23 protein-coding genes are annotated in these 18,971 nt (G+C 60.8%); 15 read left to right on the forward strand and 8 right to left on the reverse strand.

Annotated elements, in window-relative coordinates; all coding sequences use genetic code 11:
* Positions 1–49: 49 nt before the first annotated feature.
* From NKJ37_RS22975 to NKJ37_RS23020, 10 genes are all read left to right on the forward strand, one after another.
* Complete coding sequence (locus NKJ37_RS22975; RefSeq protein WP_164780145.1) at positions 50–1,345, forward strand: MFS transporter; 1,296 nt, start codon at positions 50–52, stop codon at positions 1,343–1,345.
* A 38-nt stretch (positions 1,346–1,383) separates the two neighbouring features.
* Positions 1,384–2,664 (forward strand): ATP-binding protein, encoded by a 1,281-nt coding sequence (locus NKJ37_RS22980; RefSeq protein WP_031213491.1) that lies wholly within the window; start codon positions 1,384–1,386, stop codon positions 2,662–2,664.
* Positions 2,654–3,187 carry a response regulator transcription factor gene (locus tag NKJ37_RS22985; protein WP_023812014.1) on the forward strand — a complete coding sequence of 178 codons (534 nt, stop codon included), beginning with the start codon at positions 2,654–2,656 and terminating at the stop codon, positions 3,185–3,187. The genes NKJ37_RS22980 and NKJ37_RS22985 overlap by 11 nt, the downstream gene beginning before the upstream one ends.
* 251 nt (positions 3,188–3,438) lie before the next feature.
* Positions 3,439–3,954, forward strand: a complete 516-nt coding sequence (locus NKJ37_RS22990; protein ID WP_245273246.1) for a sigma-70 family RNA polymerase sigma factor — start codon at positions 3,439–3,441, stop codon at positions 3,952–3,954.
* A complete protein-coding gene (locus NKJ37_RS22995; protein ID WP_352775133.1) occupies positions 3,951–4,742 on the forward strand; it encodes an anti-sigma factor family protein in 792 nt (263 codons plus the stop codon). The genes NKJ37_RS22990 and NKJ37_RS22995 overlap by 4 nt, the downstream gene beginning before the upstream one ends.
* A gap of 23 nt (positions 4,743–4,765) precedes the next feature.
* Complete coding sequence (locus tag NKJ37_RS23000) at positions 4,766–5,482, forward strand: Bax inhibitor-1/YccA family protein (RefSeq protein ID WP_023812012.1); 717 nt, start codon at positions 4,766–4,768, stop codon at positions 5,480–5,482.
* A gap of 175 nt (positions 5,483–5,657) precedes the next feature.
* A complete protein-coding gene (locus NKJ37_RS23005) occupies positions 5,658–6,575 on the forward strand; it encodes an aldose 1-epimerase family protein (RefSeq protein ID WP_352775136.1) in 918 nt (305 codons plus the stop codon).
* Positions 6,565–7,035, forward strand: coding sequence for a hypothetical protein (locus NKJ37_RS23010; protein WP_352775139.1), 471 nt, complete (start codon positions 6,565–6,567; stop codon positions 7,033–7,035). Before NKJ37_RS23005 ends, NKJ37_RS23010 begins: the two co-directional genes overlap by 11 nt.
* 48 nt (positions 7,036–7,083) lie before the next feature.
* Positions 7,084–7,746, forward strand: coding sequence for a glutathione S-transferase family protein (locus NKJ37_RS23015; RefSeq protein ID WP_352721405.1), 663 nt, complete (start codon positions 7,084–7,086; stop codon positions 7,744–7,746).
* Positions 7,747–7,810: 64 nt separating this feature from the next.
* Positions 7,811–8,467: an imm11 family protein gene (locus NKJ37_RS23020; protein ID WP_352552062.1), complete on the forward strand. Its 657-nt coding sequence runs from the start codon at positions 7,811–7,813 to the stop codon at positions 8,465–8,467.
* A gap of 2 nt (positions 8,468–8,469) precedes the next feature.
* Here the strand turns inward: NKJ37_RS23020 and NKJ37_RS23025 are convergent, their stop codons facing one another.
* Complete coding sequence (locus NKJ37_RS23025) at positions 8,470–9,381, reverse strand: agmatinase (RefSeq protein WP_352721409.1); 912 nt, start codon at positions 9,379–9,381, stop codon at positions 8,470–8,472.
* A 366-nt stretch (positions 9,382–9,747) separates the two neighbouring features.
* Between NKJ37_RS23025 and NKJ37_RS23030 the strand changes: the two genes are divergently transcribed.
* Both NKJ37_RS23030 and NKJ37_RS23035 read left to right on the forward strand, forming a co-directional pair.
* Entirely contained in the window at positions 9,748–10,557 is an 810-nt protein-coding gene (locus NKJ37_RS23030) for a nucleotidyltransferase family protein (RefSeq protein ID WP_023812007.1), read from the forward strand.
* Complete coding sequence (locus NKJ37_RS23035; RefSeq protein ID WP_023812006.1) at positions 10,550–11,299, forward strand: metallophosphoesterase family protein; 750 nt, start codon at positions 10,550–10,552, stop codon at positions 11,297–11,299. The genes NKJ37_RS23030 and NKJ37_RS23035 overlap by 8 nt, the downstream gene beginning before the upstream one ends.
* Before the next feature lie 38 nt (positions 11,300–11,337).
* Here the strand turns inward: NKJ37_RS23035 and NKJ37_RS23040 are convergent, their stop codons facing one another.
* Both NKJ37_RS23040 and NKJ37_RS23045 read right to left on the reverse strand, forming a co-directional pair.
* On the reverse strand, positions 11,338–11,523 hold the full coding sequence (locus tag NKJ37_RS23040) for a hypothetical protein (protein WP_023812005.1): 186 nt from the start codon (positions 11,521–11,523) through the stop codon (positions 11,338–11,340).
* 453 nt (positions 11,524–11,976) lie between these two features.
* A complete protein-coding gene (locus tag NKJ37_RS23045) occupies positions 11,977–12,372 on the reverse strand; it encodes a hypothetical protein (RefSeq protein ID WP_023812004.1) in 396 nt (131 codons plus the stop codon).
* A 251-nt stretch (positions 12,373–12,623) separates the two neighbouring features.
* Here NKJ37_RS23045 and NKJ37_RS23050 point away from each other — a divergent pair, with 251 nt between their 5' ends.
* Both NKJ37_RS23050 and NKJ37_RS23055 read left to right on the forward strand, forming a co-directional pair.
* Complete coding sequence (locus NKJ37_RS23050) at positions 12,624–12,851, forward strand: hypothetical protein (protein ID WP_023812003.1); 228 nt, start codon at positions 12,624–12,626, stop codon at positions 12,849–12,851.
* A gap of 150 nt (positions 12,852–13,001) precedes the next feature.
* Positions 13,002–13,160, forward strand: a complete 159-nt coding sequence (locus tag NKJ37_RS23055) for a hypothetical protein (protein ID WP_023812002.1) — start codon at positions 13,002–13,004, stop codon at positions 13,158–13,160.
* A 55-nt stretch (positions 13,161–13,215) separates the two neighbouring features.
* On the opposite strand, the gene NKJ37_RS23060 is transcribed toward NKJ37_RS23055, so the two are convergent.
* Positions 13,216–15,117: a multicopper oxidase domain-containing protein gene (locus NKJ37_RS23060; protein ID WP_352775142.1), complete on the reverse strand. Its 1,902-nt coding sequence runs from the start codon at positions 15,115–15,117 to the stop codon at positions 13,216–13,218.
* A gap of 191 nt (positions 15,118–15,308) precedes the next feature.
* On the opposite strand from NKJ37_RS23060, the gene NKJ37_RS23065 reads away from it, so the two are divergent.
* Entirely contained in the window at positions 15,309–15,737 is a 429-nt protein-coding gene (locus NKJ37_RS23065) for a hypothetical protein (RefSeq protein ID WP_023812000.1), read from the forward strand.
* Between the two features lie 110 nt (positions 15,738–15,847).
* Here NKJ37_RS23065 and NKJ37_RS23070 read toward each other — a convergent pair whose 3' ends face one another.
* From NKJ37_RS23070 to NKJ37_RS23085, 4 genes are all read right to left on the reverse strand, one after another.
* Positions 15,848–16,006 (reverse strand): hypothetical protein, encoded by a 159-nt coding sequence (locus tag NKJ37_RS23070; protein WP_352721411.1) that lies wholly within the window; start codon positions 16,004–16,006, stop codon positions 15,848–15,850.
* A gap of 84 nt (positions 16,007–16,090) precedes the next feature.
* Positions 16,091–16,561: a YbhB/YbcL family Raf kinase inhibitor-like protein gene (locus tag NKJ37_RS23075; protein ID WP_128304464.1), complete on the reverse strand. Its 471-nt coding sequence runs from the start codon at positions 16,559–16,561 to the stop codon at positions 16,091–16,093.
* Positions 16,562–16,606: 45 nt separating this feature from the next.
* Positions 16,607–16,813 carry a hypothetical protein gene (locus NKJ37_RS23080; protein WP_352775145.1) on the reverse strand — a complete coding sequence of 69 codons (207 nt, stop codon included), beginning with the start codon at positions 16,811–16,813 and terminating at the stop codon, positions 16,607–16,609.
* Between the two features lie 101 nt (positions 16,814–16,914).
* A complete protein-coding gene (locus tag NKJ37_RS23085; RefSeq protein WP_352775147.1) occupies positions 16,915–18,906 on the reverse strand; it encodes a protein-L-isoaspartate(D-aspartate) O-methyltransferase in 1,992 nt (663 codons plus the stop codon).
* Positions 18,907–18,971 lie beyond the last annotated feature (65 nt).

An 18,971-nucleotide genomic window follows, 5' to 3' on the forward strand; every position in this document is an offset into this window, starting at 1 on the left:
ATGACACCGCGGCGGGGCGACGGAGAATGCTGTGAGCCCAACTTCGAAGATGGAAGCCGACGCAAGACGGATCAACGCGCGGCATCATGAGGTGAAGCCCGGCGAAATCGCCGTTGGCGTCATCATCGGCAGGACGTCGGAATTCTTCGACTTCTTCGTCTACGCGATCGCTTCCGTCATCGTTTTTCCGAAGCTCGTATTTCCTTATGCCGACCCGTTGACCGGCACGCTCTACTCCTTCGCCATCTTCGCGCTTGCCTTCATCGCGCGGCCGATCGGGACGGCGATCTTCACCGCGCTCGACCGCGCCTACGGACGCAGCGCCAAACTCACCATCGCGCTGTTCCTGCTGGGGACCTCGACCGTGTCGATCGCCTTCGTGCCCGGCTACGACCAGATCGGCCCGGCTTCGGCCTGGCTGCTGGCCATGTTCCGGATCGGTCAGGGACTGGCGCTGGGCGGGACATGGGATGGACTTGCCTCGCTGCTGGCGTTGAATGCGCCCGAAAAGCGCCGCGGCTGGTATGCGATGATCCCGCAGCTGGGCGCACCACTCGGGCTCATCGTTGCCAGCGCCCTGTTTGCATATTTCGTCGGCAACCTGTCGGCCGAAGACTTCTTCAGCTGGGGTTGGCGCTACCCGTTCTTCGTCGCCTTCGCTATCAATGTCGTCGCCCTGTTCGCACGGCTGCGCATCGTGGTGACGCCGGAATACACCAAACTGTTCGAAGGCCAGGAACTGGAGCCGACTTCCGTCCGCGAGACGTTGCGCGCCGAAGGGCGCACTGTCGTGCTCGGCGCCTTCGCGCCGCTGGCGAGCTTCGCCCTATTCCACATGGTGACGGTGTTTCCTCTGTCCTGGATTTTCCTGTTCACGCGCGAGGGACCGGCCCGGTTCCTGGTCATCGAGACGATCGGAGCCTTCTTCGGCCTGGCGGCAATCGCGATCTCGGGCTTCGTCGCCGACCGGGTTGGGCGCTGGCCCTTGCTAGGAGGCTCGGCGGTGGCCATCGCCGTTTTCAGCGGTTTCGCGCCACAGCTGCTCGATGGCGGCTTCGTCGGAGAGTCCGTCTTCATGGTATTGGGCTTCGTCCTGCTCGGCCTGTCGTTCGGCCAGTCTTCAGGAGCACTCGCCTCGAACTTTTCAAAGACCTACCGCTATACAGGTGCTGCGCTGACCTCGGACCTCGCCTGGCTGTTCGGCGCCGGCTTCGCCCCCATAGTCGCCCTGTTCCTGTCCGCCCATTTCGGGCTGATCTCGTCAGGCGCCTATCTGTTGTCGGGAGCGCTGTGCACGTTGCTGGCGCTGAGGCTCAACCAGCGCCTGGATCGGACGCCCGCTTGAGTGACCTGCTTGGCCAGGGCTGGGGACCTCCCGGCCCAATGACTCTGCACGACAAGACCAACAAACAGAATTTCCTGCTTCTGATCCAACTGCGCTGGATCGCGGTCGGTGGTCAGATCGTGACGATCCTGTTCGTCCGCTACGCGCTTGGCATCGGCCTGCCGCTGGTGCCGATGGCGGTGGTGATCCTGCTGCTGATCGCTCTCAATGTCGCCAGCCTGCGCCGGCACAGCAGCCAGGACGCGATCACCAACACCGAGCTGTTTCTTGGGCTGCTGCTCGACGTCACCGCGTTGACGGTCCAGCTTTACCTGAGCGGCGGCGCGTCCAATCCCTTCATTTCGCTTTACCTGCTCCAGGTCATCCTGGGCGCGGTGCTGCTGGAGACATGGTCGGTCTGGGCCCTTGTTCTCATTGCAAGCACGTGCTTCATCGCGCTGACCACTTTCTACCGTGAGATCAGCCTGCCCGCCGCACACGGTGCCGGGCTGTTCAGCTTGCACATCCAGGGCATGTTCATCTGTTTCGTCCTGGCGGCAACGCTTCTGGTGCTGTTCATCACCAGGGTCCAGAACAACATTCGCACCCGCGACGCCCATCTTGCGGATTTGCGCCAGCAGTCGGCGGAGGAGGCTCACATCGTCAGGATGGGCCTGCTCGCCTCTGGCGCCGCGCATGAGCTCGGCACGCCGCTGGCCACGCTTTCGGTCATCCTCAACGACTGGCAGCGCATGCCGGCTCTCGAGGCCGATCCGGATCTGGCGCAGGAAATCCGGGAGATGCAGGGCCAGTTGGACCGTTGCAAGAAGATCGTATCGGGAATCCTGATGTCGTCGGGCGAATTGCGCGGCGAAGGCACGGTTCGCACCTCCGTCGACACCTTCCTGGCGGAGCTGGTGGCCGAATGGAAATCGACACGGCTGCCGCAAGGTTTCGAATACACCAGGCGTTTCGGCGCCAACCAGGAGATCGTCTCCGATCCTGCGCTCAAACAGGTGATGTTCAATGTACTGGACAACGCACTTGAAGCGTCGCCTCTATGGGTCGGGTTGATCGTCAGCCGCCACGCTGACGATCTTATCGTCGAAGTTGTCGACGCGGGACCGGGATTTGAAGAAGCCATGCTTGCTGAATTCGGCAAGCCCTATACGTCGACCAAAAACCGGCCAGGTAGCGGGCTCGGCCTGTTTCTGGTCGTCAATGTCATCCGCAAGCTGGGGGGTAGCGTCACCGTAAGAAATAGAACCGAGGGGGGAGCTTCGGTTACGTTGCATCTGCCGCTGGCTGCTCTGTCTCCGCGAGGGCACAATGCCGACTAAACGCACGCTGTTGATCGTCGAGGACGACATCGCCTTTGCCAACGCACTGCGCCGGTCTTTCGAACGGCGTGACTACGAAACGCATAGCTGCCGGAGCGTCGACGGCGTGCATGCGCTGATCGGCACCGTTGCCTTCCAATATGCCGTCGTCGATCTCAAGCTTGCCAGCGGCTCGGGCCTGGAATGCGTCAGGGCGCTGCACGAGCACGATCCTGAAATGCGGATCGTCGTGTTGACCGGCTTTGCAAGCATCGCCACCGCTGTCGAGGCGATCAAGCTGGGCGCCTGCCAGTATCTTGCCAAGCCCGCCAACACCGACGACATTGAAGCCGCTTTCGGCCAGGTCGAGGGCAATGCTTCGGTGCCGCTCGCCGAGCGACCAACCTCGATAAAGAACCTCGAATGGGAGCGCATCCACGAAATGCTGGTGGAGGCCGACTTCAACATTTCCGAGACAGCACGACGGTTGGGCATGCACCGCCGGACGCTGGCGAGGAAGCTGGAGAAGAGGCGTGTGAAGTAGGCACGATCTACTGCATTCCAGTCGCCACATTGGGCCCACTGCCGCCATGCCTGGCGTCGATTCACCGATGGAAATCACCCGCACAACGATTCCGGGAGCTTGTATTTCTCGGCTTCATCATGCGGTTCCAGGGATAGCCGCTCGATGCTGCGAGGCGAGGGTAGAGGCGAACGATGTCCTCAAAGGGAAAAAATTGGCAAGGCAGGGATTAAAATCCCCACATGCTCCGTAAACAGGACATGAAACCGTCGATGCCACGCTTTGACATCCTAGGACAGCTCGGTTCGCTGCGTCGCTATGCGCGCTCGCTGACGCGCGACAGCACCGACGCCGAGGATCTTGTCCATGACGCGCTGGTGCGCGCCTATGAGCGGCGCAGCACGTTCCGCTCCGGCGGAAACCTGCGCGCGTGGCTGCTGTCGATCGTCCACAACACCTTCATCGACAAGATGCGGTCCCGCAAGTCCGAAGCGTCGCGCGTCGAACAGGCTGGATACCTGGCCGACGGCAGCACGCCGGCACCACAGGAACATTCGGTGCGCCTAGCGCAGGTGCGCGAGGCTTTTTTCAGCCTGCCGGAAGAACAGCGTTCAGCGCTGCACCTCGTCGCCATCGAAGGCCTCTCCTATCAACAGGCCGCCGATGCCAGCGGCGTGCCGCTCGGCACGCTGATGTCACGCATCGGCAGGGCGCGCGCCGCACTGCGCGAGATGGAGGAGCCGGCGAAGGCAAAAAACCATCTCAGGATCGTTGGAGGCCCGTCATGACCGCAACTGTCGATCCCGTGACCGATATCGACCTCGACGCCTATGTCGACGATCAGGTCGACGTCACCCGCCGCATCGAGGTCGAAGCATTCTTGTCCGCTCGCCCGGAGGCGGCGGCGCGCGTGATGTCGGATCTCAGGACCCGCGATGAACTGCGCGTGGCGCTTGCCGGTTCCGCAGGTTTGGCCGGCTCCAAGGGCATGGCGCGGTCCGCGACCGCCGATGCCGCGCGGCGGCTGGAGAGGGGGCTTGCCCGCGGCCGGCTCTTCGGCGTGTTGCAGCGCGCGGCGGCGGTCGCCGGCTTCGTCGCCGCCGGCTGGCTGGCAAACGGCATCATCGGGCCGATGTCGGTGACCAAGGTCGTCGCCTCGCCGCAGCCGCCCGCCTATGTCGACGAGGCGGTGCAGGCCCACAGGACGACGCTGGTGCGCGAGAGCATGCCCTCGCAGCCGGAAGCGCCCAATTACAACGCCGGCGAAATCCGCGCCGCCACTGCCATCGTCATGCCGTCGCTGCCGACGGATTGGAGGGTGCGCGACGTGCAGATCTATCCGTCGCGCTTTGGGCCGAGCGTCGAGATGGCGGTCGAGACGAAAGACATGGGGCTGGTGTCGCTGTTTGCGATCCGGCCCGGAACCTTCGACGTCGTCAAGCCGACGATAGCGCCCTCGGGCGACATTTCGTCGGCCTATTTCCAGATCGGCGATGTCGCCTATGCGGTGGTCGGACGAAGCGAGGTCCACGACCTCGGCCGCGCCGCCGAGACGCTTGCCAAGACGCTTTACTGATCGATCCACAAAGGAGAACGCAAATGAACACCCCCAATCTGGGATATCGCGTCGGCGCCGGCGCCCAAACCGGAGCCATCTTCGACGAGGGCCTGCGCCAGCATATGCTGCGCGTCTACAACTACATGGGCGTCGGCCTTGTGGTCACCGGCCTCGTCGCCTTCATGATCTCATCGACGCCGGCGCTCTACGTGCCGATCTTCTCCAGCCCGCTGAAATGGGTGGTGATGCTGGCACCGCTCGCCTTCGTCATGTTGTTCTCGTTCAAAATGCAGACCATGTCGGCGGCGAGTGCCCAGGCGATGTTCTGGGCCTTCTGCGCGGTCATGGGCCTGTCGCTCGCCTCCGTGTTCCTGGTCTTCACCGGAACCAGCATCGCGCGCACCTTCTTCATCGCCGCCACCATGTTCGGCGCCACCAGTCTCTACGGCTACACGACAAAGCGCGACCTGACCCAGTTCTCGTCGTTCCTGATCATGGGCCTGATCGGCGTGGTGATCGCCAGCATCGTCAACATCTTCCTCGGCTCGACCGCGCTGCAGTTCGCCATCTCGGTGATCGGCATCGCCGTGTTCATCGGCCTGACCGCCTGGGATACGCAGACGATCAAAGAACAGTATGCCGAGAATTTCGACGCGGAATCGCGCCAGAAACTTGCCGTCTTCGGCGCCTTCTCGCTCTATCTGAACTTCATCAACATCTTCCAGCTGCTGCTGAATTTTACCGGCGAACGCGAATAACGACTATTCAATGTGGGCAAGAGCGAGGGTTATTGCTCTTGATGCGGAGAGGTGGCCGGAGGGAGATCCTCCGGCCACAATTCGTTCCTGCAGAACCAGGCTACACCTTGAGTCCCCAAGAGCTTTTGCTAGTCTGCCGACCGCGCCGGCCTTCAACAACGACCCGCGAGGAAATGTGGCACAGGACAGCCAAACGCTTCATGGCGACGGCATCTCGGCGACCATCGTCGCGCAGGGTGCCGAACTGATTTCGCTGCAAGACGCGCACGGATTTGAATTCCTGTGGCAGGCGGGGCCAGAATGGCGGCGGCACTCGCCGGTGCTGTTCCCGATCGTGGGGCGGCTGGCGGGCGATCATCTGCGCCATCGCGGCCGGACCTATCCAATGACGCAGCACGGGTTTGGGCGCGACAAGCCGTTTGCCTGGACGCAGAAGGGGGCGAGATCCTGCACGCTGGTGCTCACTGACGACGCCGACACCTGGGCGCGCTATCCGTTCGCCTTTCGGCTTGAAGTGACCTATACGCTGGTCCGCCAGCAGCTTGATGTGACTTTCGACGTCACCAACACCGGTGATGAGCTCCTGCCGGCATCGATCGGGGCGCACCCGGCATTCAATTGGCCCTTGCAGCCGGATTTGGCCAAGACGGATTACCGGCTGATCTTTGCCGATGATGAGCCGGCGCCGATCCGCCGCCTTAAGGACGGACTGCTGCTGAAAACGCCACAGCCGACGCCTGTCGAAGGCAACATACTCCCGCTCTCTGAGCGGTTGTTCGACGAGGACGCGGTGATCATGGACCAGCCCGCCAGCTCCAGCGTGCGTTATGCCGCCGAGCGTGGCCCGGCTCTGGAGATGTCCTGGCAAGGGGTTCGGGAGTTGGGCGTCTGGTCAAAGCCGGGCGGCGCGCCATTCCTTTGCATCGAACCCTGGCACGGCCTTGCAAGCCCGGTGGATTTCGATGGTGATTTTGTCGACAAACCAGGCCTGATGCTGATCGCGCCGGGTGCAAGGCGCGTGATGAGCTATCAGATACGGCTGCTGCCGCGGTATGCGCCAACAGCCGATTGGAGTGAGCCCCGTGACTTCTGAAACAATCGAGATCTACCATCCACGTGGTGTTTCGAATTTGGGCGAATGGGACATTGAGGGTCTCAAGCTCAAAGTCTATGGCCTCGTCGCAGACAACAAGAAGGTCGACGGCCCCCTGGCGACTCTGGCGCAGTCAATCGTGCGACAGGAGGTTCTGCCGCGTGTGGTGGACGAGGGTGGCGACAATGGCATGGGCTTTGTGATCATTCATCCGGGTGAGCTCGGCGTGTCCATCTTAGTTCACTGGTGGATACAAGGTTCGGTGCTTTGTCAGCACATCTATCGGAAGCTGTATTCCGCTACCGTACCGATGGATACGGTAAAGCGACCTGTTATTGCCTGTGTTTGGGAATTGGCTCTGATAAATGCCGAACAGGAAGCTTGGCGAAAAACGATGATGAAAGGCGAGCCCAGTCCGTCAGGATACATGGGCGCACGGCCTGACTTCGAAGCTGCATAAGCCCATGATCGACCATTGCGTGGTGGTCGCTCAGACCGTCGGTGCCCTATGAAGCTGTATTTCAGCCGCAATCCCAATCCTCGATTGGCGGTCGCGGCGGCACTCCATCTCGACGCGAAAGTCGAATTTGAATTCGCCTCGCCCTTCGCTCCGGGGCAGGCGGAGAAATATCGGCCGTTAAATCCCAATCTCTCACTGCCCATCCTTGTGGATGATGAGGGAAAGAGCCTCTGGGAGGCAGACGCCATAGCCTGCAGGCTCTCGCGCGACGCGCATTCGGATTTCTGGCGCACCGGCGATGACGAACCCGAGATGATCCGTTGGCTCAGCTGGGGCAAGGAGCACTTCGCACTCGCTTGCGACACGGTGCATTTCGAACGTGGGACCAAACAGCGGTACGGCATCGGCCCGATCGATCAGAAGCGGGTGGAGGAGGGCCTAAACCAATTCCATACGGCCGCGGCAATACTCGACGCCGTGCTTGCCGAGCGGCAGTGGCTGGTCGGGAATTCGGTTTCCTATGCCGATTTTCGAATGGCGACCTTTCTGCCGTTCAACGATGCCGCCAGATTGCCGCTCGACGATTATTCCTCTGTCAGCCGCTGGTACCGTCGGCTTGAAGACATCGACGCCTGGCGTGACCCTTTCAAGGGGATGGATGCACCCGAATTGCCGCCGGTGCCGCAAACGGCTGTCGCGGACCAGCGGTGAGAACGCGCGCGAAGAGCCGCGCAGCAGGCCGAGTCTACCAAGGCAATGATGTGCGGGGGATCGGATGAATATCTATGTCCTGAGTGTGGTCGAAGGGCAGGAATGGGTCCTTCCTCGACAGGCGGACGACTACCAGCTGTTTTCGACGCTCTGCGGCCGGAAGCAGACACAATGGCATCCGCCCGGGATGGAGATCCTGCGCGAACACGACGACGGTACGTTCCGGCAATATTCAGATTTTCCATGGCTTGGCGAGCATGTGCTCATCCTGCGGGCGAGGGCGTTGAAGTTGCTTCGGCCAACCCTCGAACCGTACGGTGAATTCCTGCCGCTTCGTGCTGACGAGCCAATATCGCTCTGCAATGTCACCACCGTGATCGATGCGCTGGACGAGGAACGTTCAAAGATCGTTCGCTTTGACGATGGCGGCATAATGGTGATCGAAAGCCTCGTCCTTCGAGCGGACGCAATCGGCGGTACCGAGATATTCAAGCTGCCCGAGCGTGCGGACGGGGTGCGAATATCCGATATCTATCTGCAGGAGACGATCGTACGCCGGATCGGGGAGCTTGGGCTCAAGGGCATTGCTTTCAACTTGGTCTGGAGCGACGAGCCGGTCGGACAAGGCAGGATCGAATACCCAGGTGTGGAAAAGGGCATTTCAACCGCAAGCTCGCTCACGCGCTTTTGGGCAGGTCTGCGGCGGAGAGCAGGATTTTGACGTCAAACCTGCCGGACGACGGTGCCGACCACATTGACGAGAAGGCGCGCGGCGGTCAGCGCTGACAGGTCGTCAATGTCAGCCGGAGGATAGAACTCGACAAGGTCGAACCCTGCGATCCGGGCCCGTCTGCCGAGGCCGGCGATCAGGTCGATCACCTCCATGTAGGTGAGGCCGCCGGGTGTACGCGCCGCCACGCCCGGCATGATGCTTGGATCAAGGCTGTCGCAGTCGAGGGTGACGACAACCCGCGCGCCTTCCGGAATATGCCGGAGCGCGGCTTCGACGCCCTGAGCGTGAACCTCGCGGGCGGTCACGAAGCGGCTGCCATAGCGCCGTGCCGCTTCGATCTCGGTGATGCGTGCGCTGCCGACGCTGCGCAGGCCGACTTGCACCATGCCTCCGACATGCGGCATCTCGCTCGCCCTGCGCATCGGGCTCGAATAGCCGTAGCGTTCGCCATGCACCTCGTCGCGCCAGTCGATATGGGCGTCAATCTGCAGGACCCAGACCGGCCCGTGCTCCGCAAAGCCGGAGAGGAAGGGAATGGTCATGGAACAGTCGCCGCCGATCAGGATCGGCACGGCCGGCAATACCAGGATTTCGCGCGTCTTTGCCTCGATCCTGACCCTGTTGCCGGCATTGTCATGCATGGTGGTCAAGATATCGCCGACGTCGATGCAAGAGGCCGGCTTGCCGTCGAACAGCGGGCCACCGAGATCGAAATCCCAGTGCTCGACGAGCGCGGCATCGTCCTGGCTCGCAGTTCGGATGGCATCCGCCGCCAAGGCATGGCCGCGGCTGTCCTTGCCGGGATAAGTGCTGCCGTGACCGGCTCCGAAGATCACTGCGCGGGGCATGTGACCATCTGTCAGGCGATCGGGAAAGCCGAGAAAGGGAGGCGAGGGTGTCATGGCTTGATGGATCCTGATGATGGCTTAGCGCACGCCAATCGGTTGCGTCTAAGTCAAGCGCCTCGGCTTCAGCTTTGTGGGCCGATTGGGTAAGCCCAATAAACTCTAAAACAATCGAGATCGATCACCCACCTGGTGTTTCAAATTTGGGCCAATGGGACATTGGCGGTGGCATGGGCCGATCTCGAGGCGACATTGCGCTGCCGACGAGGACGTTGGCGGTTTGGATCGGCAGGCGCGATCCCGAAATTTCCAGTGCGTGACGAGAATGAACCTTGGCTGGTCGCCTGGTAGCGGAACCAGGCGAGGTTCACGTTGTTACCACAGCGGGCGACTACCGGTTGCCGGATTCGGAGTCATCGTTTCATGACCAATGGTCCATTGCCTGAAAACGTTCTGGTCTCGCTTCCCAAGATCGATGCAAAAGCGGCGCCGACGCTCAAAAATGCCGAGGCGGAGGTATTTTACACGGAAGCAATCCGCGAGCTTACCGCCACCGACATACCCTTTCTGGTCGCCGGGACTTACGCGGTAAGCGCTTATACGGGTGTCACCCGCCAGACCAAGGACCTCGATATTTTCTGCAAGGCAGGCGATTACGCGCGGATCCTCGCCCATTTCAAGCAGCTTGGATATGCCGTCGAAATCGAGGATGACCGGTGGCTCGGCAAGGTGTTCAAGGGCACGCATTTCTTCGACGTCATATTCGGCTCGGCCAACGGCACGGTGCCTGTTGGCGACCTGTGGCTGGAACACGCCCGCCAAACAGAGCTGTTGGGCAGCAGGGTGCGGATCATCGGCCCGACCGAACTCATCTGGTCCAAATGCTTTATCCAGGACAGAGGGCGACACGATGGCGCCGATATCGCTCATACGATTCTCAAGGCGGGCGATCAGATCGATTGGCACCGGCTGCTTTCTTATCTGGAGGTTCATTGGGAGGTTCTGTTGATGCAGCTTATCAATTTCAGATGGATCTATCCGAGCGAGCGCGATCATATCCCGGCGTGGCTGCTCGATGAATTGCTCGACCGCCTCGCCAAGCAACGGCAGTTGCCGTCTCCAAGGATGAAGATCTGCCGTGGGCGGCTGCTTTCGCAAACCGATTACGAAATCGACGTCAAGGAATGGGGCTTCGCCGGCGTCGGTGGTGTGGGAGAATTCCGTGATGGCTGATCCCGTCAAGAGCAGCGGGCCCAAGGACGGCGCACGCGCGCTCAAAGTTGCCGCGGTCGGGGATCTCCATGTGCGGGAAGATGCGCAAACCTCGTATCGAAACCTCTTCGGCGAAATTTCGAGCGAAGCGGACATTCTCGTTCTCACGGGAGATCTGACCAATCTCGGCAAGCCTCGTGAAGCGGAGATGCTGGCCGAGGATCTGCGCAACTGCTCGATCCCGGTCGTGGCGGTGCTCGGCAATCATGACTACGAGTCTGGTGCGGTGGAAGACGTCACGAATATCCTGCGCCAGGCGCATGTTCATCTCCTCGACGGGCAGGCAGTCGAAATCGAAGAGGTGGGTTTTGTCGGCGTGAAGGGATTCATAGGCGGCTTCGGGTCACGCATGCTCGGCTCATTCGGTGAACCGGCCATCAAGACGATGGTCGCCGAAAGCGTGAACGAGGCAATGCGACTTGAAAACGCGATGCGCCAGGTGCGGGCGAAGCGCACGCTGGTGATCCTCCACTATGCGCCGATTGCCGACACAGTCGCGGGAGAACCGCCGGAGATATTTCCATTTTTGGGCTCTTCACGCCTGGCGGAGACGATCGATCGATTCCAGGTTAGTGCTGTCGTGCACGGTCATGCACATCGCGGTTCTTACGAAGGTCAAACGCCTGGCGGAGCCAAGGTCTACAACGTCGCCATGCATGTGACCAAGCCAAGCGGCCGCCCCTACGCCTTGCTCGAAATCTGACGCCAGCGGCATGCGCCGTGGTGCCCATTGGCCTGAACTCAATTGGTGGCGTTGATCGACTTCGCCAACTCTTCCAGCTTCCGGGGATCGTTGCCGTGACGGCGCACCAGTTCGCGAGCCTGCCTGGACGGCAAATCGGTCGTGGCCGCCAGTTGTCGCACCTGCTGATCGTCGATGGCGACCTGCGGCAATGTATGGTCGATATTTCCTTGCTTGTCCTTCATCGCGCTTCTCCTTGATCCCTGTCGATGACAACGGCTCGAAAATCCGACCGGTTCCGAACGATCTGCAAACTTTTGGGCCGGCACCTGGGCGGACCAACATGCGCGTGCCCTGAGGGCGTAACGATCTCGATGGCTGGATTCTGCCAGGAACCATGCCACGGCGCACGAGTTGTTCCGACTGAACGGAGATAGTTAGATGCCACAGCCAAGACAGCCAGACCCAAATCGCGATGTGCCCGTGCCGCCTCCAACATGGAAGCCCCAGCCGATCGAGGAACCCGAACCGGAAAGGCTCCCGGACGAGACCCCGCTGCCCAATCCCGACGAGAATGAAGAGCCTCCCGTCCACGCATAGACGAAGGGGAGCTTCTTTATCGCGGGGCAAGTGCGCAACCTCGAGACAGAAAGCCCATCGCCTGCAGATCGGCAAAGTTGAATGGTTGCTTCGGCGCCTCAAGTCGTCGTCTGGATGATCAGGGTCAGCGTGCCATCGCCATCTATGTTTGCAGCGACAACCTGCGAGGAATTGAGCCCATTCGCCCTCAAAGCCGATGTCGCCTGAGGCGAAGCATCGACTGAGTTTTGCAGGCGAAGCAAATCTTCGGCGCTGGTTTGATTGATCACGGCATCCGCCTGCGCCTTGATTTCGTCAGGCAAATCCTCGACGGCGATAATGGCAACGCCGGTGAAATTCAAATCAGCAGAGCCTGGATCTGGCAGCGCCAGCTCCGGTTGCACTTCGCCCTGCGGTGGCGTCACCTGGGGAGGCTGCGGGCCAACAGTTTGGGCGTAGACGGGCTGAATGATGACCGCCCCGGAAAGTGCGAGAGCTATCGTCAACATGCGCATGGTCGCTCCTTGCATCCTCGAGGAGATTTTGAAGAAACCCCCATGCTGAGCGATGGTTCCCGCGGGGCTGGTCCCGCCGGGCGATTTCGTCCCAACTCACCCCAGAGAGACGCCGAAAACCTTGGCCAGGGCGTCCGTCACACGGCTGTCTCCCAACCGGTTGGGCGGTTTCGTACGGAATCGTACCATCGATTGATCTGCACCTTGGACAGGATCAAAATCAAGCAGAGGTGACCATGGGAGGGAGCCGCATGAGCATCGCCAGATGGGCAATAAGACCTGTCGGTACCGCCAAGGCGTTTCTGGCAGAGGAGCTTCGAAGTGCGCGATACGGCGACATTGTTTCGGTCAAAGCGGCGATAGAGGCCGCTCGTAGGGACGCGCCTTATTTGCAGGACACAGACGATGAGTTGATGGAGACGATCGTCGAGCTGGCACGGGAACTGGGGCTGGCCGTCCTTTTTGACTCTCGCGATTGACCGATGAGCCATGGCTGGAGGACTCACCGGCGGTTGAAGCGATTTGGTACGAAATCGACAATTGGCTCATGGCCGAAAATGCGCAATCATTGGGAAATGGGACGACGGTTGGACGACAAACTCGATTGCAAGGCTTGTGGGACTATCCAAATGGACATTCCCGACAACGCGGAGGAATCGACGCCAATTCATTGCAGCAATTGCGGCGCCTTTCTCGGCGAGTGGGGCGAATTGCAGGACGATTTCTACCGTCAGGCTCGCGGTACCGAAGCATTCGACTTGCGCAACGGAACCATTATCAAGAAGTAGCGCGCAACAACGCGGCCTCCGAATAACATCGGTAAATCCACAGGGGTTGGCAGATCTAGCCGACGTCGATGACGACCATCAACCCGCCGCCGCCCTTCTCCTCGACATTGTTGTTCGTCGTGTGATGCGGGATGTGGCAGTGAATGAGCCACTTGCCGGGACGCAGCGCCTTCCACACGACGTCATAGCGCTGTCCCGGTCCGACATTGATGGTATCGGCCAGGAAGCGTGCCGAGGGAGAAAGCGTCTCACCGTCACGGGCGACGACCTCGAAGGGTCCGCCATGGATATGCATTGGATGGACGAAGCCGTTGTTGGTGCCGATGAAACGCACCTTCAGCGTCTCGCCCACCTTCATAGGAATGGTGTCGGTTGCGGGATAGGCCTTACCGTTGATGGTGAAGAAGTTCGGCATGCCGCCTTCCATTGGCATTGAGGGGTAGGTCAGCCCATCACGCACCAGCCATTCCTGAAGTTCGATGACATAGTCGTGGTCAGCCGGAACCTCGTCGGCAGGATTGGCGGGATCGATGATCAGCGCCCCATAAAGCCCCAGCGCCTGGGTGCGGTCCGGCTTGGCATGCGGATGATAGAAATAGGTCCCGTGCTGGGTCGCGGTGAATGCATAGGAATAGGATTGTCCAGGTTCGATCGGCGGCTGGGTGATCTCGGCAGGCCCATCCATCTGGTTCGGCAGAATCATGCCGTGCCAATGCACCGTGGTTTCTTCGGGCAGGTCGTTGGTGACGTCGATGCGAACCTTATCGCCCTGGCGAATGTGGATGCGCGGACCGGGAATCTGGCCATTGTAGGCATAGGCGTCGACCGCGACGTTGGGCAGGATCTGCCAGCGGACCACCGATGGTCTGAGCTCGAACACCTTGACGCCGTTCTCCAGGCGGAATGGCAGTTCCTGGTCGCCCTTGGCGGCAAGAGCATAGGACGAGGTAACGCGACGCGGATCGGTTGCAGCCATTTCACGCATGGCCTCCGCCGGCGTGTCGCGACCCATGATCATGCCTTGCGGCATGATCGCGCCGCCGACGTCACGCGCCGAAAGCGTCAGGTTCAGCCAGTTGGCCGGCGCGGCCATGCCGATCGCCAGCGCCAACACCGACACAATACCGAGGGCCGCAATCTGCGGCGTGGTAGCGTCCGTCTCCATCTGGTGGCCGCTGCGTTTGGACTTATGGGAGGTGTTGCGGCTTCGTCGGCCGTCGCCGGCGTTGGGGTGATGCATAGCATGCTGTTGGTGGGCGGTCGGCTCTCCACTGCTCGTTTCGTTCGCCTGCGGGCGCTGCGTCATCAATCCGTGCTTCAGCCCGCGCGCGACCAGCCAGACATTGGCCGGATAGGCGAGCGTGAAGCCAGCGATGACGCCGATCGACATCACGCCCCAGAACAAAAGCTCGTTCGGCTCCATGGCGCGCATGTCGCGCCCCATCATCAGAAAGCTCATGACGGGTGCCATGCCGGCCATCATGAAATTCATCGAGATGAACTCGGGCAGGAAGCTCTTGCGCACGTTCTCCCGGTAGGTGCCGCCCATCATCGATTTCATGAACAGCGATTGGAAGATGAACAGGCCGAAGGCAAAGCCCGCCAGATATTCGACGATGAGGTCGAGCCACATCGGCAAGCCAAGCGTTGCCGTGATGACTGCGGCGAGAATGATGCCGGTCGCATCGCCGGCAACGCAGTGGATGGTCGAACCGACCCCCTGTTTCCACAGCGGCCTGGTAAAGTCTTCATGCTCGCCCGGCCGTGGCTCCTTGTCTGCAAGCACATAAAGCAGCAGCCCCAATGGACCCATATAGAGGGTCACCAGGATGAAACCCCATTTCATCACCACCGGTTCGGGATTGTTGCGGTATTGATCGAAGCCGACATAAAGCGTCGAGGCGGCGGCAAGAGCGAACCAGACGGCAAGGAAATAGTCGATTGGCTGGATGAACATGGATGCATCCCGTCGCGGATCAGTGGCTTGTCACAAGCAGCCCCGTCGATGAACGCAGCCGGCGTGTTTATGATCCCGCCGGCCCAATCCGGTTGTGTCGAATTCTCCAGCCTGGCGCTCTTGTCGAAGCATTAACGCGCGGTAATTCCCTTGAAGGCGTGGGCGCTTCGCTGCCTCAACAGGAGCTGGCCATGAAACATCAAACACTCGACCAACTGCATGCCGTCGCCAAGATTGAATCGTCGGCTGCCTATTCCGCAATGACACGAAATCAGCGCGTAGAGCGCTGGGCTGAACTGCTGGAGCGTAATCCCGAGCGATGCCTTGGGGCCTTTGCAGGCACTGAACATTTGCACCCTGAAGCACGTGCGATGATGCGGGGCGAGGGTACGGCAATTTCGGTTGCCTTCGAAGATCCAGTGCTGCGCGCATCGGGTTTGAAAGACGACACATATGGTGAGGCAAAGCGCTTTTTCGAGTTGAACGACTGGCAGTTGCACGACATCGTCTGCGATTGCCACGTCGGCTCAACCATGAAAGCGCGCTGGGCTGCGACGCGGGTCCGCTCAGCCATCAGCGGCAGGTTCTTTGCGTGGTTGCGGCAAAGGATAATGCGCTGACCGTAGTTGGGGATCGTCGTCGCTTCGGTGCGGCATACGATCCCCTGTCTTGCCGATTGGATGTCTTGCCGATTGGATGTCTTGCCAATCGGAGGTCTCGCCGATGCGGATCAACGCTTGTCCTGGTATAGCCGCTCGGTCGCTCGGTCGCTCTCCCTTCGTTCGGCGGGTCCACGCCGACGGCGTGCGATAACGGCATAGGCCATCAGCACGATCAGCAGCAATGGGCCGCCGGCAACGACGACCAACCACATGATATCTCCAAACATGGCGCCATCTCCTTTCCCAGACAACCGGCGAGGAGGAGAACCGTTCCGCGCAGCAGGCCACCTCGGTCGCCCCTGGTCATTAACTTACGAATTGCGCTCGTAGGTTCCGATGAGTTCAGCCTGCTCAAGCGAATGTTTCTGCGCCTCCCGCCAGATGCGCTCGATGCCCACGCTGGCTGGAATGGCAAGGCTCGGGATGTCGAGCGCGGCCAGCCGGAAATGGTAATGGTGAACGCCATGTCCGACCGGCGGCTCAGGGCCGTCGTAATAGGCGTTGCCAAAATCATTCGTTGCTTGCCTGAGGGCGCCCGGACCCGGCTTGCCGCTTTCGGCCTCGGGAAGTTCCCTTGTGTCCGGGGAGATGTTGAACACCGCCCAATGACCAAACGTTCCGCTCGGCGCGTCAGGATCCTGAACGACGAGAACAAGGCTCTTTGCTTCATCTGGCACTCCAGACCATTTCAGCGGCGGCGATACGTTTTTGCCGTCTCGTGTGTATCTTTCGGGAATTTGTCCGCCTTCGGCAAAGGCGGCACTGCTAAGGGCAAGTGGCATGGTTCACTCCTCGGGCGAAGTTGATCCCAGCGACGCGCAGGGCAGCTATTTGTTGGTCCGCATCTTTTGTCTTGGATCGATTCCGCCAGCGGCGGTCGTGTCGTTTTCGACGTCACCTTCGACCCTGTTCTCGCCTTCAAGCTCGAACTCTTCGCCTTCCTTGATCGTTCCCTTGGAAGTCCCGATACCAGGATTGTTCGCCAAGTCGGCATCGCTCGGTTTTTTCCATTTCGGATGTTTGGTTCCGGTCATGAGAAAACTCCTTCGACGGGGATTGCAGTTTTGAAATCGCAGAGCGGATAATTCGTTCCGGTTCCACGCCTCGGCTTCTTCATTGGTTCGCAGCGCGCCGGCTAAAGCCCGAATGGATAGGTGTCGGGAACGCCGGTTCTTGCATGCTCCGGGCCAAGCGGCGTCACTGCCGCGGTTTTGTCGAACCATAGGAACGCGTCGAACTGCCGGGGCAGGGAAGCGTCCGCATAGTGGCTGCCCAGCTCGGTTTCCGGCCGGTAGATCACGCCGATAAATCGCTCCAGCCTGCGTTCCAGCAACCGCTCACGCAGCGTTGTGTCGCGCCCGAGGTCGAGCAGGAACCGCGACACAAGGGAATCGTGGCAAAGCCGTTCGTAACTGTCGGCGTGCGACGCGCGAATTTGCTTCACCTCCATTTTGCCATCCCAGTTGCTGGCGGCCGCTACAGTGCCGGAATGCGTGCCCATACCGATCAGCGCTGCCTCATCCCCGAAACGCTGCCGGCAGAGTTGGCCGATGTTCAGTTCGTCCCTGACGACGCCCATCTCGGTAAAGCGGGCATCGCCGATATGGGAATTGTGCGCCCACACCACGGCCTTGGCTTTGGGGCCGTCGGCATGCAGCAAATGTTCCAACGTTTCGAACATGTGCGTGTCGCGCAGGTTCCAGGACTCCGCGCCGCCATAGTACATGATCCGGTAATAGTGTTCGGCGGACGCGATCAGCCGGGCATTCTGACTGGCATCGAGAAAGTCGGTGCCGTCCCTTTTTGCATATTCGAGCTGTTTGGCGAGCAAGTCCCGGCATTGTTCCAGCACCGCTTTTTCGCATTTTTGATAGCCGGCGGTGAGCACCGCGCGGCCGTAGGTGGACGGTTCGTGTTGCCAGGGCGTCAGACAGCCATAGCGTTCGCGCGCGATCTTGGCTGCCTGGGGATCGACCCGGTCGAGATAGTCGAGGACCGCGCCGATGGAACCGCTCATATTGTAGATGTCGAGGCCGTAGAACCCTGCTTGCTCCAAAGGCTCTAGCTTCTCGTTGTGACGGCGCATCCAGTCGGTGAAGGCCGCGACATCGGTGTTGCGCCACATCCACGTCGGAAATCGCTGGAATGGCGCACCAGTGCCGGTTCGGGGCCGACGATGGCGAACGTAGCGGTCGATCGCCGCCGCGTCGGGCCAGTCCGCCTCGACCGCGACGATGGTGAAGCCGTGGCGTTCGATGAGCCTGCGGGTGATTGCCGCGCGCGCCCTGTAGAATTCGGACGTGCCATGGCTTGCCTCGCCAAGCAGAACAATGCGCCGGTCGGCGAACCGATCGAACAATGCGCCGAAGGCCGGATCGTCGAAATCGGGCAGGGGTTCGGCCGCGGCCGCGATCATATCAGGCAGGCTGATCGGATGGGGATGTCGAAGCGGACGACCGACGTCGGTGACCGTGCCGTTTTCCGACCAACCCTGCTCGCCGATCAGAGGGACGAAGCGCACACCGCCGAAATCCTCCTCGCTATAGGTTGCGGCGCCTGTCCGGGTGACTTTGAGCAGACGTTGCAAATCCGGGTCGTCGCCGACCGGAATGACGAGCCTGCCGCCGACATCGAGTTGCTCCTGAAGGGCGAGCGGTGCGCCGGGACCGCTGGCTGTCACCACGATGGCATCGAACGGCGCCGCCTGCGGCCAGCCCTTGGTGCCATCGCCTGTCCGAACCTCGATGTTTTGGTAGCCGAGTTTTTCAAACCGCCGCTTCGCGGTTTCGGCCAAACCGGGATGACGCTCTATCGTGTAGACCTGTTCGACGATCCGGCTCATCACCGCGGCCGCGTACCCCGAGCCGGTGCCAATTTCGAGCACATGGTCACCCGGTTTGACATCCGCCATCTCGATCATGAACGCGACGATGTAGGGTTGCGATATGGTCTGGCCGTCGGCGATCGGCAGCGGCGTGTCTTCATAAGCAAATTCCTCGAAGCCGGGTTCGACGAAGGCCTCGCGTGGAACTTCGCGCATAGCCTGCAGAATCTCACGGTCATGGATGCCGCGCCGGCCGACATGGATTTTGACCATTCGATCACGGGCACGAGGAAGATCGAGCATCTTTTAGCTCCCCTTTGGTGCAACGCTTCGAGGCGATCCTTCGCGGTACCTGCCTTGAGCCTGCC

This window comes from Mesorhizobium sp. M0140 (assembly GCF_040322475.1).
Lineage (GTDB): Bacteria > Pseudomonadota > Alphaproteobacteria > Rhizobiales > Rhizobiaceae > Mesorhizobium.

Excerpts from the sequence above, each read along its gene's own strand:
- NKJ37_RS23035 (WP_023812006.1), top strand. The coding sequence starts at position 10,550 with ATGGCTGATCCCGTCAAGAGCAGCGGGCCCAAGGACGGCGCACGCGCG.
- NKJ37_RS23085 (WP_352775147.1), bottom strand. The coding sequence starts at position 18,906 with ATGCTCGATCTTCCTCGTGCCCGTGATCGAATGGTCAAAATCCATGTC.
- NKJ37_RS22995 (WP_352775133.1), top strand. The coding sequence starts at position 3,951 with ATGACCGCAACTGTCGATCCCGTGACCGATATCGACCTCGACGCCTAT.
- NKJ37_RS23015 (WP_352721405.1), top strand. The coding sequence starts at position 7,084 with ATGAAGCTGTATTTCAGCCGCAATCCCAATCCTCGATTGGCGGTCGCG.
- NKJ37_RS23055 (WP_023812002.1), top strand. The coding sequence starts at position 13,002 with ATGGACATTCCCGACAACGCGGAGGAATCGACGCCAATTCATTGCAGC.
- NKJ37_RS22990 (WP_245273246.1), top strand. The coding sequence starts at position 3,439 with ATGCCACGCTTTGACATCCTAGGACAGCTCGGTTCGCTGCGTCGCTAT.
- NKJ37_RS23070 (WP_352721411.1), bottom strand. The coding sequence starts at position 16,006 with ATGTTTGGAGATATCATGTGGTTGGTCGTCGTTGCCGGCGGCCCATTG.
- NKJ37_RS23000 (WP_023812012.1), top strand. The coding sequence starts at position 4,766 with ATGAACACCCCCAATCTGGGATATCGCGTCGGCGCCGGCGCCCAAACC.
- NKJ37_RS23040 (WP_023812005.1), bottom strand. The coding sequence starts at position 11,523 with ATGAAGGACAAGCAAGGAAATATCGACCATACATTGCCGCAGGTCGCC.
- NKJ37_RS23050 (WP_023812003.1), top strand. The coding sequence starts at position 12,624 with ATGAGCATCGCCAGATGGGCAATAAGACCTGTCGGTACCGCCAAGGCG.
- NKJ37_RS23075 (WP_128304464.1), bottom strand. The coding sequence starts at position 16,561 with ATGCCACTTGCCCTTAGCAGTGCCGCCTTTGCCGAAGGCGGACAAATT.
- NKJ37_RS23065 (WP_023812000.1), top strand. The coding sequence starts at position 15,309 with ATGAAACATCAAACACTCGACCAACTGCATGCCGTCGCCAAGATTGAA.
- NKJ37_RS22980 (WP_031213491.1), top strand. The coding sequence starts at position 1,384 with ATGACTCTGCACGACAAGACCAACAAACAGAATTTCCTGCTTCTGATC.
- NKJ37_RS23080 (WP_352775145.1), bottom strand. The coding sequence starts at position 16,813 with ATGACCGGAACCAAACATCCGAAATGGAAAAAACCGAGCGATGCCGAC.
- NKJ37_RS23060 (WP_352775142.1), bottom strand. The coding sequence starts at position 15,117 with ATGTTCATCCAGCCAATCGACTATTTCCTTGCCGTCTGGTTCGCTCTT.
- NKJ37_RS22975 (WP_164780145.1), top strand. The coding sequence starts at position 50 with ATGGAAGCCGACGCAAGACGGATCAACGCGCGGCATCATGAGGTGAAG.
- NKJ37_RS23045 (WP_023812004.1), bottom strand. The coding sequence starts at position 12,372 with ATGCGCATGTTGACGATAGCTCTCGCACTTTCCGGGGCGGTCATCATT.
- NKJ37_RS23025 (WP_352721409.1), bottom strand. The coding sequence starts at position 9,381 with ATGACACCCTCGCCTCCCTTTCTCGGCTTTCCCGATCGCCTGACAGAT.
- NKJ37_RS23020 (WP_352552062.1), top strand. The coding sequence starts at position 7,811 with ATGAATATCTATGTCCTGAGTGTGGTCGAAGGGCAGGAATGGGTCCTT.
- NKJ37_RS23030 (WP_023812007.1), top strand. The coding sequence starts at position 9,748 with ATGACCAATGGTCCATTGCCTGAAAACGTTCTGGTCTCGCTTCCCAAG.
- NKJ37_RS22985 (WP_023812014.1), top strand. The coding sequence starts at position 2,654 with ATGCCGACTAAACGCACGCTGTTGATCGTCGAGGACGACATCGCCTTT.